At 60.4% G+C, this 14,453-nt stretch carries 13 protein-coding genes and 1 other RNA gene; 11 read left to right on the plus strand and 3 right to left on the minus strand.

Features of this window, described 5'->3' with window-relative positions; all coding sequences use genetic code 11:
* Positions 1-10: 10 nt before the first annotated feature.
* From ABVS03_RS04720 to ABVS03_RS04765, 10 genes are all read left to right on the plus strand, one after another.
* Entirely contained in the window at positions 11-1,399 is a 1,389-nt protein-coding gene (locus ABVS03_RS04720) for a cell division protein FtsQ/DivIB (RefSeq protein ID WP_368018227.1), read from the plus strand.
* A gap of 484 nt (positions 1,400-1,883) precedes the next feature.
* A complete protein-coding gene (gene ftsZ / locus ABVS03_RS04725) occupies positions 1,884-3,032 on the plus strand; it encodes a cell division protein FtsZ (protein ID WP_330971792.1) in 1,149 nt (382 codons plus the stop codon).
* 9 nt (positions 3,033-3,041) lie between these two features.
* The gene (locus tag ABVS03_RS04730) at positions 3,042-3,845 is read left to right on the plus strand and encodes a polyphenol oxidase family protein (protein WP_368018228.1); all 804 of its coding nucleotides are present in this window, start codon (positions 3,042-3,044) and stop codon (positions 3,843-3,845) included.
* A 26-nt stretch (positions 3,846-3,871) separates the two neighbouring features.
* Positions 3,872-4,597, plus strand: coding sequence for a YggS family pyridoxal phosphate-dependent enzyme (locus tag ABVS03_RS04735; protein ID WP_368018229.1), 726 nt, complete (start codon positions 3,872-3,874; stop codon positions 4,595-4,597).
* A gap of 35 nt (positions 4,598-4,632) precedes the next feature.
* A complete protein-coding gene (gene sepF, locus ABVS03_RS04740; RefSeq protein WP_368018230.1) occupies positions 4,633-5,367 on the plus strand; it encodes a cell division protein SepF in 735 nt (244 codons plus the stop codon).
* A 15-nt stretch (positions 5,368-5,382) separates the two neighbouring features.
* Positions 5,383-5,643, plus strand: coding sequence for a YggT family protein (locus ABVS03_RS04745; protein WP_330971788.1), 261 nt, complete (start codon positions 5,383-5,385; stop codon positions 5,641-5,643).
* A 59-nt stretch (positions 5,644-5,702) separates the two neighbouring features.
* Positions 5,703-6,440 carry a DivIVA domain-containing protein gene (locus tag ABVS03_RS04750; RefSeq protein WP_368018231.1) on the plus strand — a complete coding sequence of 246 codons (738 nt, stop codon included), beginning with the start codon at positions 5,703-5,705 and terminating at the stop codon, positions 6,438-6,440.
* Positions 6,441-6,661: 221 nt separating this feature from the next.
* An RNA gene (gene rnpB, locus ABVS03_RS04755) (RNase P RNA component class A) lies at positions 6,662-7,011 on the plus strand.
* A gap of 152 nt (positions 7,012-7,163) precedes the next feature.
* Positions 7,164-8,606 carry a radical SAM protein gene (locus ABVS03_RS04760; protein ID WP_368018232.1) on the plus strand — a complete coding sequence of 481 codons (1,443 nt, stop codon included), beginning with the start codon at positions 7,164-7,166 and terminating at the stop codon, positions 8,604-8,606.
* Between the two features lie 85 nt (positions 8,607-8,691).
* The gene (locus ABVS03_RS04765) at positions 8,692-9,330 is read left to right on the plus strand and encodes a YigZ family protein (protein ID WP_368018233.1); all 639 of its coding nucleotides are present in this window, start codon (positions 8,692-8,694) and stop codon (positions 9,328-9,330) included.
* A gap of 6 nt (positions 9,331-9,336) precedes the next feature.
* Here the strand turns inward: ABVS03_RS04765 and ABVS03_RS04770 are convergent, their stop codons facing one another.
* From ABVS03_RS04770 to ABVS03_RS04780, 3 genes are all read right to left on the minus strand, one after another.
* Positions 9,337-9,942 carry an HAD-IA family hydrolase gene (locus ABVS03_RS04770; RefSeq protein WP_368018234.1) on the minus strand — a complete coding sequence of 202 codons (606 nt, stop codon included), beginning with the start codon at positions 9,940-9,942 and terminating at the stop codon, positions 9,337-9,339.
* A gap of 126 nt (positions 9,943-10,068) precedes the next feature.
* Positions 10,069-11,532 carry an aminopeptidase C gene (locus tag ABVS03_RS04775; RefSeq protein ID WP_368018235.1) on the minus strand — a complete coding sequence of 488 codons (1,464 nt, stop codon included), beginning with the start codon at positions 11,530-11,532 and terminating at the stop codon, positions 10,069-10,071.
* 65 nt (positions 11,533-11,597) lie between these two features.
* Entirely contained in the window at positions 11,598-12,953 is a 1,356-nt protein-coding gene (locus ABVS03_RS04780) for an aminopeptidase C (RefSeq protein WP_368018236.1), read from the minus strand.
* 125 nt (positions 12,954-13,078) lie between these two features.
* Between ABVS03_RS04780 and ABVS03_RS04785 the strand changes: the two genes are divergently transcribed.
* Entirely contained in the window at positions 13,079-14,440 is a 1,362-nt protein-coding gene (locus ABVS03_RS04785) for a CCA tRNA nucleotidyltransferase (RefSeq protein ID WP_368018237.1), read from the plus strand.
* Positions 14,441-14,453: the final 13 nt, after the last annotated feature.

Consider the following 14,453-nt stretch of genomic DNA (forward strand, 5'->3'; position numbering starts at 1 on the left):
AGGCACGTTCATGCCAAAAGGCCAGCGTCCCACAAAGAGGCAGGCGACGCCGCGCCAGAGCTCGAGCGTGCCTCAGATGAAGCGCTCTGTCGTGCGCGGAAGCGGCACGCCAGCCCGTGGCAACAGCGTCGTCGGCAGGTCGCTCAAGGACGAAACACGCCGCTCCAGAAGGGCAGCCAAGAATCCGAACAAGGTCGAGAAGGTCCCGACCTTCGGCCACAAGGTCAAGGATACCGAGGCGGCACCCGGACCGGAAAAGCATGTCGACCACCAGGAGCTCGTATCGCGTGTCGCCCTCTTCGGCGGCATCGCGATCGCTCTGGCATCGGTCGCCCTTGTCGTCTTCCTCCTGCTCTCCGTAAGTCCTGCCTTCATGATCACGGACATCGAGACGCAGGGCTCGGCCCATGTGAGCCAGGATTCCATTGCAAAGCTTGCCCAGATTCCTGCGGGCACGACGCTTCTCAATGTCGATGAGAAGGCTGTCGAGACGAACATCAAGAAGAACCCCTGGGTCGCCTCGATCAATATCGAGCGCAAGTTCCCCAATACGCTTTCGATCAGCGTGAACGAGCGCTCGGTCTCCGCCATTGTCCTCATGAACTCAGGAAGCGTTGCCTGGTATCTGGGGTCCGATGGCTGCTGGATAGAGCCGGTGACGCTCGACCGCTCGAGCGGACAGACCTCCGAGGAGGCGGCGCTGGCGCTTGCCACCTCGCAGAGCTGCATCCTCATCAGCAATGTCCCTGCCACGGTCCAGCCTGTTGCAGGCTCTGCTGCGACAGACGATGTAATCGTCGCCGTGAACACGTATCTCAACAGCTTCTCGTCCTCCTTCAAGTCGCAGATCGTGAGCTTCTCGGCAAGCACGATGGAGAGCCTCTCCTGCCTCCTCTCGAACGGTGTGGAGGTATCTCTGGGAGCCGCGACGAACATCTCTGCGAAGGAGACTGCCATTACGGCCATCCTCTCCGAGCATGCGGGCAAGGTCACCTATATCAATGTCCGCGTTCCTACGAATCCCTCGTACAGGAGCGTCGATTCCGACAAGGTCGGGCAGGGGACAGGCGTCACGGCTGAGACGGAGAACTCGGCGTCTTCTGACAGCGGCTCCACGAGCACGAGCGGAACGACGTCGACCGATACGTCGTCCACGACATCGACAGGCGCCTCCGGCACCACAGCGTCCGGTACGTCGTCGACGGATGCGACCTCTGGCACGACTGCAGGAACCTCGTCGGGCACCACATCGGGCACGGTATCTTCCGGCACCACGTCCTCTTCCGGAACGACCTCAGGTACGGCTTCAGGCACGACCTCCGGAATGACCTCTTCGGGTACGGCATCCTCGACCGGCACAGGGATGACGTCGTCCTCGACGAGCTCTGCGGGAGCCTAGAAGATCTAAGGAAATGAGCTATGAGAGGCCCGCTTCATCGAAGCGGGCCTCTCTTGTGCCTTCGGAGAGGCTGATCTCATCCCATCGAAGCCTCAGGCAGCTTGAGTGCTGGCAGAAAAGTCTCAAGGATAGAGGTAAGGCCGAGGGTCGGACTCGAGGGTTGAAGGTCGAGGAATGAGGATTCAAAACCCTAACCATCAAGTACTGCTTTAAGCTTATAACGCATGTAAATTGAGGCATCTACCTGCGCAATCCATATTTCTGACAAAAGTGTTGACGGAAGTTGGGACGTTGTGCAAATATATGCCGCTTTAGATGAGGCGTTGAGCTTAACTTGAGGGTTAGGGTTTCTCCAACGACTTGCCGAAAGCTCGCAGCACCAAAGAAGGACACAGACACTCAAACGCAGCACGAACGCAGCAGCAACGGATCTATGGACATGACGGACCACAAACGCCCCGTCGCCAAGCAAGGAGGAACTTCCATGACCGACAACGACATCCCCAGCAACTACCTCGCAGTCATCAAGGTCGTAGGCGTCGGCGGTGGTGGCACGAACGCCGTCAACCGCATGATCGACGAGGGCATCCGCGGCGTCGAGTTCGTCGCAATCAACACCGATGCCCAGGCACTCGCAATCTCCGATGCTGACATCAAGGTCCACATCGGCACCGACATCACGAAGGGCCTCGGCGCTGGCGCCAACCCTGAGGTCGGCCAGCAGGCTGCCCAGGAGAGCAAGGACGACATCAAGGCCGCTCTTGCCGGTGCAGACATGGTCTTCATCACGGCTGGCGAGGGTGGCGGCACCGGTACCGGCGCAGCACCTGTCGTTGCTGACATCGCAAAGAACGACGTAGGCGCCCTGACTGTCGCAATCGTCACGAAGCCGTTCACGTTCGAGGGCCGCAGGCGCTCCCAGTCCGCTCTCGGCGGCATCGACAACCTCGCTGCCAACGTCGATACCCTTGTCGTCATTCCGAATGACCGCCTGCTCGACCTCTCCGAGAAGAAGACCACGATGCTCGAGGCCTTCCGCATGGCAGACGAGGTCCTCGCACAGGGCACGCAGGGCATCACCGACCTCATCACGGTCCCTGGCCTCATCAATGTCGACTTCGCAGACGTCTGCACAATCATGAAGGACTCCGGTTCCGCAATGATGGGCATCGGCGTCGCTTCCGGTGACTCCCGTGCTGCTGATGCGGCCGAGGAGGCCATCTCGAGCCCGCTTCTCGAGACCTCGATTGACGGCGCAACGCGCGTCCTGCTCTCCATTGCCGGCAACAAGGATCTCGGCATCCAGGAGATCAACGACGCTGCAGACATCGTCGCAAAGAACGTCGACCCCGATGCGAACATCATCTTTGGTACCGTCGTCGACGAGTCCCTGGGCGATCAGGTCCGTGTTACGGTCATCGCGACGGGCCTCGACGAGAACGACTCCGACAGCCTTCCGACGCTTGACTCCGTGAGCTCGAGCAGGAGCTCCCGTCCGACGTCGCGTCCGTCCACGCCCGCTACGAGGACGTCTGCACCTGCCCGCTCGAACGCTGGCTCCCGCACGAACTCCTCCTCGAACGCGAACCAGGGCTTCGATATCCCTGACTTCCTGAAGCACTCCCGCATGTAGGAGAGCCTGATGGAAACGCCGTCTCTCACACGAAAGAGCGTCTCTGGTGTGTCGTTCCTGACGGATGGGCACGCTGAGGGACAGGTGTGCTTCGGCTTCACCGAGCGCATGGGCGGCGTCTCCGAGGGTGTCTTCGCATCGCTCAACCTGGGCGATGCTTGCGGGGATATGCCTGAGCATGTTGCGGAGAACAGGGCCCGCGCCCTTGCCGCTCTGGGCTATGAAGGTAGTCCTGACCGTCTCGTGAACCCGAAGCAGGTGCACGGCGACAAGGTGCTCCTTGTGGATACGGCAGATGAGGAGAGCCTCGCGCGCATCCAGAAAGAGGCCCGTGAAGGCGCAGATGCCATTGTCTGCACGGTTCCTGGGGTGCCGGTGCTTCTCTGCTATGCGGACTGCGTTCCGGTCATCCTGGCTACGGAGAAGGGCTTTGCTGTCGTCCATTCGGGCTGGCGGGGAACGATAGCCTCCATCGCAGCCAAGACACTCGTGAAGCTCCTTGCGGCGACAGAGGAGGATGCTTCCTCTGCGGTCGCCTACATCGGGCCCCACATCGCAGGTCCTGACTACGAGGTCTCGGAAGAGCTCCTCACGCGCTTCGTCGACACGTTCGACGAGAGCGTGGCGCTTCCCGGACACCGTCTCGACCTTGCACGTGCCATCGCCCTCGCGCTTGAAGGCGCAGGGATGGGGGAGGAATCCATAGTGGATTGCGGCATCTCCACGGCACGGGCGACGGACAGGTTCTATTCCTATCGTGCCGAAGGCGGGCACTGTGGCCGCCACGGTGCACTTGCATATCTTGCATCCTGATACAGACGCTTTTGGGGGGTGGATGTATGGAAGACGAAGAAGCCTATCTGAAGTTTCTCGAAGAGCGGAGATCCCGCATCCTGGAGATCGCAGATGAAGCGCTCAAGCGTTCCGGAAGAGCGGATGCAAAGTTCACGCTCGCTGCCGTCTCGAAGACGGTCGGGCCTGACGAGGTCGCTCAGGCCTGGAAGGCAGGGTACCGCGTCTTTGCAGAGAACCGCCCCCAGGAGCTTCGCCGCAAGCTCGAAGCGCTCGACGGGCATCCTGAGATGGAAGGCGTCCGCTTCGATATGATCGGCAACTTCCAGACCAACAAGGTGAACATGGTGGTCGGGAAGGTTGGCCTCATCCAGTCGGTCTCGTCGCTTCATCTGGCGGAAGTCATCTCGAAGCACTCTCTGGCGCGCAGCCTGGTCTCGAAGGTGCTCCTCGAGGTCAATGTCTCCGGGGAAGAGAGCAAGTCGGGATTTGCGCCGGCAGAGCTTGTCGAGAATCTGGATGGCCTGCTTGCACTGTCAGGGATTGAGATCGAGGGACTCATGACGATGGCGCCAGCAAACGATCCCGATGCAGCCCGCCGCACGTTCTCTGGCCTGCGCGAGCTGGCCGAAGACCTGAGGCAGCGCACTTCTTTAAGTCTCGCTGAGCTTTCCTGTGGAATGAGTGACGATTTTCCGATTGCTCTCGAGGAAGGCTCGACCCTTATTAGGCTGGGCAGAGTGGTGTTCAGCCCTGACTACGAACTGAAGTAACGAAGAACGCAGCATAGAGGTAGGAAGGCAAGGACATGGGTTTCCTGGACAATCTCAAGGACCGCTTCCGCGGCAATGACAATTACGACGACTATGATGAGAGCTACGACGACGGCTACTACGACGACGGCAACGCTGTCTCCGATCCCGAGCCCCGCTCCTCCCGCCGCCGTGGTTCCTCCACGCAGCCCCAAAGGGCCGAAGGCTCCGGCCTTCTCGGCAACACGCCGCGCCCCGAGGCTGAGAGCGTCTCGGTCTACACCCGCTCCGGCCGCCCGGTAGCATCCAATGCCGGTGCAGGATTCGCCCAGCAGCAGAAGACCGAGTCCGCCTATTCTGCGGGCCATGGCTATGCCCAGACGCCGGCACCCGATCCTGCCTACGCACCGCGCACGACCTATCCTGAGAGCCATGATTCCTATCAGGATTCCTACACGGATACGGCCGCTTCCGAGCCGCAGACGCCGGCACCGGTGCAGCGCGTGACCTCCGGCCAGCTTCCGCCCTACATTCTGAAGCCGGAGTCATACGACGACGTGCAGATGGTCATCCGCCGCGTCCGCACGAACCAGCCAGTCGTGCTCGTCCTCACGGATACGCCGATGGATACGGCAAAGCGTGTCCTCGACTTCAGCTTCGGCCTTGCCTGCGGCATTGGTGGAGAAGTCGAGCAGCTCGGCGAATCCGTCTTCAGCGTGCTCCCGGCGGGTATAACTCTTACCAAGGCTGATGTGGACAAGCTCATCGCCGACGGAGACCTCAAGAAATAACAGGAGACCCAACTCGTGCAGCTCGCAAACCTCGTCTATTCGCTCTTCTACTTCTACGAGATCCTGATCATTGTCTGGTGCCTGCTTTCCTGGTTTCCCAGAAAGCCGGGTGGCCTTATAGACGATATCAGCGAGGCTCTCGGACGCCTCGTGCTCCCGTACCTGAACCTCTTCCGGAGGTTCATCCCGCCGATCGGAGGAATCGATTTCTCGCCGGTCATCGCGGTCATGGTTCTCGGAGCCGTCGAGGAATTCATCGTACGGGCACTGATCTAACGGGCTCACTGACAGCGCAATAATTCAAACGGTGTCGTGGATAACAGAAAGGTATCAAGATGGCTATCACTCCTGCGGATATCGAACAGCTGACATTCTCTCCTTCCAAGCATGGCTATGACACGGAAGAGGTCGACGCCTTCCTCGAGCAGCTCTCCGGCGAAGTCGACGCAATGCTCCAGAAGATCGCAGACCTCAAGAGCCGCCTCAACAGCTCCGAGCAGCAGCTTGCTGCCGCCCAGGCACAGATCGAGACGCTGCAGGCCCAGAAGGGCGCTGCCGCCATCGCGCCGATCGCTCCGGCACCGGCACCTGCTCCTGCACTGAACGCTTCCGAGCAGCAGATCTCCAAGGTCCTCATCGTCGCCCAGCAGAGCGCAGACAAGATCGTCGCCGACGCAAAGGCTTCCGCGAACGAGATCCGCACTGAGGCAGACCAGAAGGCTCGCGAGGTCATCCGTCAGGCTCTTGCCGAGAAGCAGAACGAGATGGACGAGATCGACCGCCTGAAGCAGTCCCGCGAGGACTTCCGTGCAGAGTACAAGAACCTGCTCCAGCACTTCATGGACGACGCAGACGCCGTCTTCCCGACGACCGGCAAGAAGGTCTCCGTTTCCGTCACGGCAGCACCTGTCTCGACGCCTGCACCGGCTCCCGCACCAGCGCCCGCTCAGGCCGCTACGCCTGCACCGGCTCCGGCACCCGCACCAGCGCCTGCTCCGGCACCTGCTGACAAGACCGTCCTGACCTCTGCTCCGACCTTCACGCCGGGCGTCAACGTGGACGATCTCGATTAGTTTCATCTTTTTCCTAGGATTTGGAATATATTCTTATAGAGCCTGCAGAAACCCTTCCTTCGGCAGGCTCTTCCTGTATGGATGCAGCATGGCAGCTCCTGATGGTCCCTCTGCTCAGCAGACGATGCTGCTCGTCCTGCTAGGTTTCTTTGATGTGGACTTCTGGGGAGGGGAGGGAGCTCAGGTACTTGCAGCTTCCTGCATGCTACAATCTCTCCTGCGAAGTGGGCCAGACAATCGCGGGACCCTTTGGGTCATGAGGAAAGTCCGGGCTCCACAGGGCAGGAAGCTGGCTAACGGCCAGGCGGGGCGACCCGACGGAAAGCGCCGCAGAAAAGAAGACTCCCGCTGCCTCTTCGAGGTGAGAGAAAAGCTGAAACGGTGGTGCAAGAGACCACCAGCGTCGTGGCAACACGGCGGCTTGGCAAGCCCCTTCTGGAGCAAACGCAAATAGGAGCGCTATGGTGTGGCCCGCACCGCGCTCGGGTTGCGCGCTAGAGGGTGCCGGCAACGGCATTCGTAGATAAATGATTGTCCACGACAGAACCCGGCTCATAGGCCCACTTCGCACTTTTATGTAATAGCCTTTACGAAAATTCAGTGTGCTGAGGTGCCGTTTATGCCGCCTGTATGGCGGGATGCGTCATCCACGGAGGAATTGCTACGGATAAGCGTACAATGGTGCGCATTCTGTATGGGGACGCCGTATAAAGGAGATTGGGTATGGCATTGCTCGACACCATCAAGGCGAAGGCCATCAGTATCGCCGTCAACCAGGCATTCGATATGCTCTATGACGACTTCGATGGCAATCTGCCAAAGGTCGAGTCCATGATCAACAAATTCGCCGGCTCAGGCGACAACATCAATGCAGCGCAGCTGCGTCTATTCAACATGGTCATGGGCTTCATGAAGGATCCTGACAACAACTGGCGCCGCCTTGTCCAGAACGTTATCGACAACGTCGACAAGGAAGTCGCCCGCACGTTCGTGCAGAACTTCTTCGTGAACTCCGTCACGCTCGGTGGCTACCGCCAGCGCGAGATCAACCAGAAGGAAGGCTGCAACTGCCCCTGGGCCATCCTCATGGACCCGACGACGGCCTGCAACCTCCACTGCAACGGCTGCTGGGCTGCGAACTACACGGACTCCAAGCAGAAGTCCCTCACGTTCGATGAGCTTGACTCCATCATCACGCAGGGCGTGGAGCTCGGCACCTACATCTACCTCTTCACGGGCGGCGAGCCGACACTGCGCAAGAAGGACCTTATCCGCCTCTGCGAGAAGCACCCTGACTGCTACTTCAGCGCCTTCACGAACGGCACGCTCGTCGACGAGGAGTTCGCGGACGAGATCCTGCGCGTGAAGAACTTCATGCCGGCCTTCTCGATTGAGGGCAACCGCGAGGCAACCGACTCCCGCCGCGGCGCCGGCACCTACGACAAGGTCGTCCATGCCATGGACCTGCTCCGCGAGCGCAGGCTTCCGTTCGGCGCCTCCATCTGCTACACGTCCCAGAACTATGACTCCGTCACCTCTGACGAATACGTCCAGTTCCTCGTCGACAAGGGCGTGCTCTTCGCCTGGATCTTCACGTACATGCCGGTCGGCCTGGGCTCTCCTGTCGAGCTTCTTGCCACGGCAGAGCAGCGTGAGGGCATGTATCACAAGGTGCGCGACGACTGGCGCAAGAATGTGCCCATCTTCTTCGCAGACTTCTGGAATGACGGCGAATACACGGGTGGCTGCATTGCAGGCGCCCGCCGCTACTTCCATATCAACGCAGGCGGCGACGCAGAGCCCTGCGCCTTCATCCACTACTCCGACTCCAACATCCGCGAGAAGACGCTCCTCGAGTGCTACAAGAGCCCGCTCTTCAAGAGCTACCAGACACACCAGCCGTTCAACCCGAACATGCTGAGGCCGTGCCCGCTTCTCGACAATCCCGGTGCCCTCTCCGAGATGGTGCACGAGACGGGTGCCAAGTCCACGGACTACACGCATCCTGAGGATGTCGACGAGCTCGAGAGCAAGACGAAGGCAGCAGCCGAGCGCTGGGCCAAGGCGTCTGCTCCGATCTGGTCTGCAAGCCCGAAGGGCCGTCTCTCCGACCGTCTTGCGGCCGAGGGCAAAGATCCCAACAGCTGGATCGAGAAGAACGCCTAAGAGAACGCCTAGAATAGGCTGCAAAGCAGTACATTGCTGGCAGGGCCCAAGCAGTTGCTGGGCCCTGCTTTTTTAGAGATGGAGCATGATGGAGAGCTACCAGACGCTCAAGGCAGGCACTTCTGCCACAGGCGAGTTCACGGACCGCAAGAGCCGCTTCATCGCGGAGATACGCCCCTGCACATCCGAGACAGAAGCTCACGAATTCCTTTCCGAGGTCAAGTCCCACTACTTCGATGCCCGCCACCAGGTGCCTGCCTGGATCTTCGCAGATGGCAGGAAGCGCTGCTCGGACGATGGGGAGCCATCGAGGACAGCTGGCATGCCGACACTCGAGGTGCTCGAAGGGGCGGGCCTCAAGGATGTCTGCTGCGTAACGACCCGCTATTTCGGAGGGACCCTGCTGGGACCAGGCGGGCTTGTGCGCGCCTATACAGCAGCAGCCCAGGCAGCCGTCGAGGCAGCTCGGGGCGCAGGCTCCATCATCGAGATGACGCTCGTGACGCCTGTCGTGGCAGAGATTCCCTATAGCGCCTATGAGCGGGTGCGGCGCATGGCAGAAGATGCCGGCGGCAAGGTCACCGACTCCATCTTCTCGGCCGATGTGCAGCTCACGCTCGCGTTCAGGAGCGGGGAGGAAGAGGCGTTTTTGGCGGCGCTCAAGGAGCTTGCGGCGGGCGAGGAGCGGGCCCATGCCCTAAAGACCCGCTTTGCCGAATTCTGAGGCTCTCTAAAGCTTCAGGCCTTCATCTCTGAGCCAATCCTCGAGCTCGTCTGCACCACGGAAGAGATGGGCTCTCATGCCTGCTGCAAGGGCTCCCGTGATGTTGTCCTGATTGTCATCCGTGAAGGCACAGGACTCAGGTGCAAGATCGAAGCGCTCACAGAAGCGGCGATAGATCTCAGGGTCGGGCTTCACGATATGCTCGAACGCCGATGCCATCCATCCATCTATGGAATCATGGCAAGGGATGCGCTCGACGATGCGGGGGAATCGGACGCTGGCATTCGAGAGGATATAGACGCCGTAGCCCGCCTGCTTGATCTTCGCGGCAAGATCGTTCGTCTCCTGGATGGGCGTGCGCTTGAGGTCCCACTCTGCCAGAGCCTGCTCGACGTTCGGATGGAGACGCTCCGGCAGCTTCGACTTCGCGATGAGGAGGGCAGCGTCTTCTGAGATGGCGCCCGCATCGAGATAGGCCCAGTTCAGGCTCTTGAAAAGCGCCCGGCAGATGAGCTCGGCATCCTCCTCCGTGTCCGTGAACAGGCGGGAGAAGCCGATCGGATCGAAGTGCATGAGGACGCCGCCGAGGTCGAAGACCACATTCTCTATCATGGAGCTCCCTTTCCCGTGCAGATGAGTCATATCCGATGGTAGCGCAAGGGGAGCGCAGGACTCCCTGCAGCTGAAAAGAGCCCCGGCAGATGCCAGGGCTCTCGGTGCATATATGGGGTGCTGTGCCTAGAGGCGCTTCTTCGCGAAGCCGGCAGCAAGGCCGCTCCACGGCGTGACATCCTCTGCGGGAAGCTCGTCCCACATCTTCAAGGTCTCATCGTCCACGAACTCGCGCTTCACGATGACCTCGCCGCCGTAGAGGTGGAACCAGCCGGCAGACGCGATGAGGTAGCCATCCTTGCCCTGCTCCTTGCCCCAGGAGTTCTCGATCCTCCAGGCCTTCGGGGTGCCGTCCTCATTGAGCTCGACTCCCTGGAATGTCATTGCATGCGTGAGGCTCGTCTCGCGCATATCGAGCATCGAGGTACGGTCCATATCGAAGTCGACATCGAACAGGCCGTCCATATCGACACCGTCGAGCGAGAGGACATACTTGAAGTCCTCGATGTGGCGCGGGAAGTTCTGCATGACATCGCAGGACATGGAGACGGGGATGCCGGCCTTGAGGCTTGCAATGGCAGCCTGATCGAGTACCTCGGGAGCGACATTGAGGAGACGGATCGGCGTGCCGTCGATCACGGAGTCGGTGAGCGTCAGGTGATACACGTGGCCATAGGGCCTCGTGTCTCCCGGCATCGAGACGAGGTTCACATAGTCATCGGGGTCGAACGGCACATAGTGCGCGGCGAACTCGAGCGGCGTGAGGCCGAAATCGCGGAGGATCCTGACAGGCTTCGCTGCCTTGTCCTCATCCTCGCCCTTGGCGCCAAGGTCCTTCGGCGTCGGTGCGACCTCAGAAATCTTGGACTCCTCAGCCTGGCAGGCAGGGCCGACCTTGACCTCGAGGTCGAAGTGCTGTGGCGGCTCGCCGAGGCAGATGGCAAGCACGCGGTAGACCTCGTCGAGCATCTCGTCCTTCTGGGCATGGAGCAGATCCTCGTCGACGCCGTCTGCTGCTGCCTTGCGGAGTATTCCTGCATCGCGGTGGAGCAGGCGCTCGAGCTGGGCATCCATCTCGGAAGAGCTCTTGGAGCAGGCGGTCTCGGGCATTGCGTCCTTGGGGACGAGGCCATACTTCTTGATGAGGTTCATGGCGAAGGGCCAGTACCCGCCATCGCTCATGCCATCGTCCAGGATGTAGCAGACCTCGCGGGAGTCGAAGGGAAGGTCCCTCGTCGCGATGATGCGCTCGAGCATCGCATTTGCCTTCTCGAGCTTGTCGTAGAACATGCCATAGGCCTGGGAGAACTCGAACGTGTCGACATCGAGGTACTTCATCGTGGCATGGCGGGCAACGTTCATGGCAGAGAACATCCAGCAGCGGCCGCTCTGGCGCTGGTTCGTGATCTCGGCCGTCTTCGGCACGGAGATGCCGTACGTGTCATGGTAGGTGCGCATGGCCGATGTATCGCGGGCTGCCTGCATCACGTTCGTGGCCGTCACCGCATTGCGTGCAATGCGGTTTGCACGGCTCTGTGCGAAGTCGGATGCTTCCTGTGCGGCCCAGTCAGGGTCAATTGCTTTGCCCATAGAGGTAAAACCACTCCTTTTGTCCGAAAGCAGCCTCCCCGGGCGGGAGGCTGCAGATTGGCTAGCTAGCACTGGGCGAGAGAGCCCATGGGATCCCACGGCTCGAGGACAGTGGCCTCTTCGTGGTCGAAGATGTCGCGCTCCTCATCCGTCAGATACTTCTTGTCCACGACGACCTGGTAGACATACTCGTCGAACCAGGGGTCGGAGAGGGTGTCGAAGCCGTCGCGGCCATGGTCCTTGCCCCAGGAGTTCTCGACCTTCCAGAGCGTCGGCTTGCCGTCAGCGTCGAGATTGACGCCCTCGAGCACCATTGCGTGCGTCATGAGGCTCTCGCCGTAGTCGAGGCGCTCTGCCTTTGTCATGCATCCCTCGACCGGGAAGCCAAAGAGCGTATCCACATCGAGGGCACGGGTATCCATGATGCCCTCCTTCTGGAGGTAGCTCTGGGCAACGTCGCAGCCGAACCACACGGGCAGGTCGTCCTTGAGCTGGGCGATAGCGACACGCTTGAGCTCGTCTGCCGGAAGGTTCAGGTAGCGGACGCCGTGGTCCTCGAAGACATTGCCGAGACGGGCAACCGTATAGGTGTGCATGAAGGGCTTGTCTGCCGTCGGGGCGCTGATGAGGGAGATATAGTCATCGAGGTTCATGCCGACAGCAGTTGCGAAGAACTCCTGCGGGGTGAAGGTGCCTGTGAGGGCGAGCTTGTCGTCCTTGTCACGCAGACGTACCTCGAAGCTCTTGGGCGGCTCGCCGAGGCAGGTCACGAGCAGGTGATAGACGTCGTCGAGCATCTCCTTCTTCATGGACCTCAGGTCGTCAGCGGAGACCTCTGCTGCATAGGACTCGCGCAGGCGCTTCGCAGCACCGCGGAGATAGCGCGTGAGGTAGGAATCCATCTCGCGGGTATTGCGGGAGCAGGCAGTCTCGGGCATGGCCTCCTTCGGCACGACGCCGTACTTCTTCACGAGGGACTTGAACATGTCCCACTGGCCGCCGTCGCCGATCGGATCCTGGAGAAGATAGGAGACGAGGCGTCCCGAGAGCGGCTCGTCGAGCGTATCCAGGATGTTCTCGAGGAACCAGTTCGACTTCTCGAGCTTGTCCCAGAAGAGGGGATAGGCCTGAGAGAGCTCGAAGGTCTTGAGGTTGTACTTCTTGATCGTGCGGTAGCGCATCGTATTCAGGCTTGCGAACATCCAGCAGCGGCCTGAGCGCTCCTGATTGCAGCGGTCGCCCTGCTGGACCTCGATATCGAAGGTCATGGTGTTGGCAGCGACGCCTTCGGGGGTCCTTGCTGCTTGCCTGATGCCGTTCGAGCTCACGGCATTCTTCGCGATGAGGTTCGCGCGGTCGCTCACGAAGTTGTCATAGGAATTTGCAATGTCATCAGCTGTGACAGAGCGCATCTCGTCCATAGTTCCACCTTTCTGATTTGTTACAGCATATAAGCATATCAGAGTATGCGTTGGCATGCCGTACGTCTCGTGGGGATGCGCAGCAGCTACACTGTGGAAAACGAGCTTTCGAGGAAGGGCCATCCATGGATCAGAGTGCATCAGCAATCGCCCCGGAGCTTCTGCCGGAGTATGCCGAAAGGGTGCTTTCGGCTCTTGAGGATGCAGGATATGAAGCATGGATCGTCGGCGGCTGGGTGAGGGATGCCCTCCGGGGAGACGCTGCCCACGATGTCGACATCACCACATCGGCCCATTGGCAGGAGACGGAGCGGGTCTTGCGCGGCTCCGGCATCGAGGTGCATGAGACGGGAACGAAGCATGGCACCGTGACCGCTGTCGTCTGCGGCCAGCCGATAGAGTGCACGACCTACCGTACGGAGGGCGCTTATACCGACATGAGGCACCCGGACTCCGTGACCTTCGTAGACAATGTCCGGGAGGACCTTGCCCGCCGCGACTTCACGATCAATGCAATGGCATGGCATCCGGAGCGCGGCCTTCTCGATCCCTTCCGTGGAAGGGAAGACCTTGCACATGGCCTCATCCGTGCCGTCGGCGACCCGAAGAGGCGCTTCTCCGAAGATGCGCTCAGAATCCTGCGTGCGGTGCGTTTTGCAGCACGCTTCGGCTTTGCGATAGAGGCCCAGACGCAGAAGGCGCTTGTGGCATGCGCATCAGAACTCAAGGAGATTGCGCAGGAGCGTCGCGGACAGGAGATCGCTGGCATCCTTGCTTCAGGCAGGACCTCCTGGGCGCTCATGGCAGAGCCAGAAGTCATGCGTGCCGCTGCGCCTGAGCTCGAGCGGCTTGATGAGATCTCGTATGCGCTCACGGCAGCATGCCTTGCTGCCGTGGAGGAGCTTTCAGGTGGCGTAGCAGCCTCGTCTCTCAGGTGGGCAGCACTCTTTTCGGAGGCTGGTCCCAAGGCAGCAAAGCGTGCACTCAAGAGGATGGCAATAGGCGTCGATACGGCCCAGGAGGCAGCGGCCATCCTGAAGCTCGGAGCGCAAGTGCTGGAGGAGATGGAGAAAGAGCCTTCCTGGACAAGGCGGCAGAGCTACGGGCTTGCGGTGGCGGCAGAGCGTGCCTGCAGCCATCGCGGCATAGCACTCGCTCTCGCTGTGGCGACCTATATGCAGGCCCATCTTCTGACTGAAGCCTCGCTCAAAGAGCTGGATAGATGCCATGCGCATGAGATGCTGAAAGCAATCGATGGGGTGCGAAACGATATCAGGGCACTTGCACAGGCAAAGGCGCCGCTGCGCGTCCAGGAGCTTGCGGTTGGTGGCTCCGATCTTATGGATGAGCTCGAGATGCCGGCAGGACCCGAGCTCGGCAAGATTCTGAATGCGCTCTTCTCTCATGTCGTTGCAGGCGATGTTGCCAATGAGTGCGAGACACTTCTTGCCGAAGCCCGACGAATTCGCATGCAAGAATGCAAATAGCATAATCTAGATT

Source organism: Olsenella sp. AGMB03486 (assembly GCF_040884255.1).
In the GTDB taxonomy this organism is placed as follows: domain Bacteria; phylum Actinomycetota; class Coriobacteriia; order Coriobacteriales; family Atopobiaceae; genus Olsenella_L; species Olsenella_L kribbiana.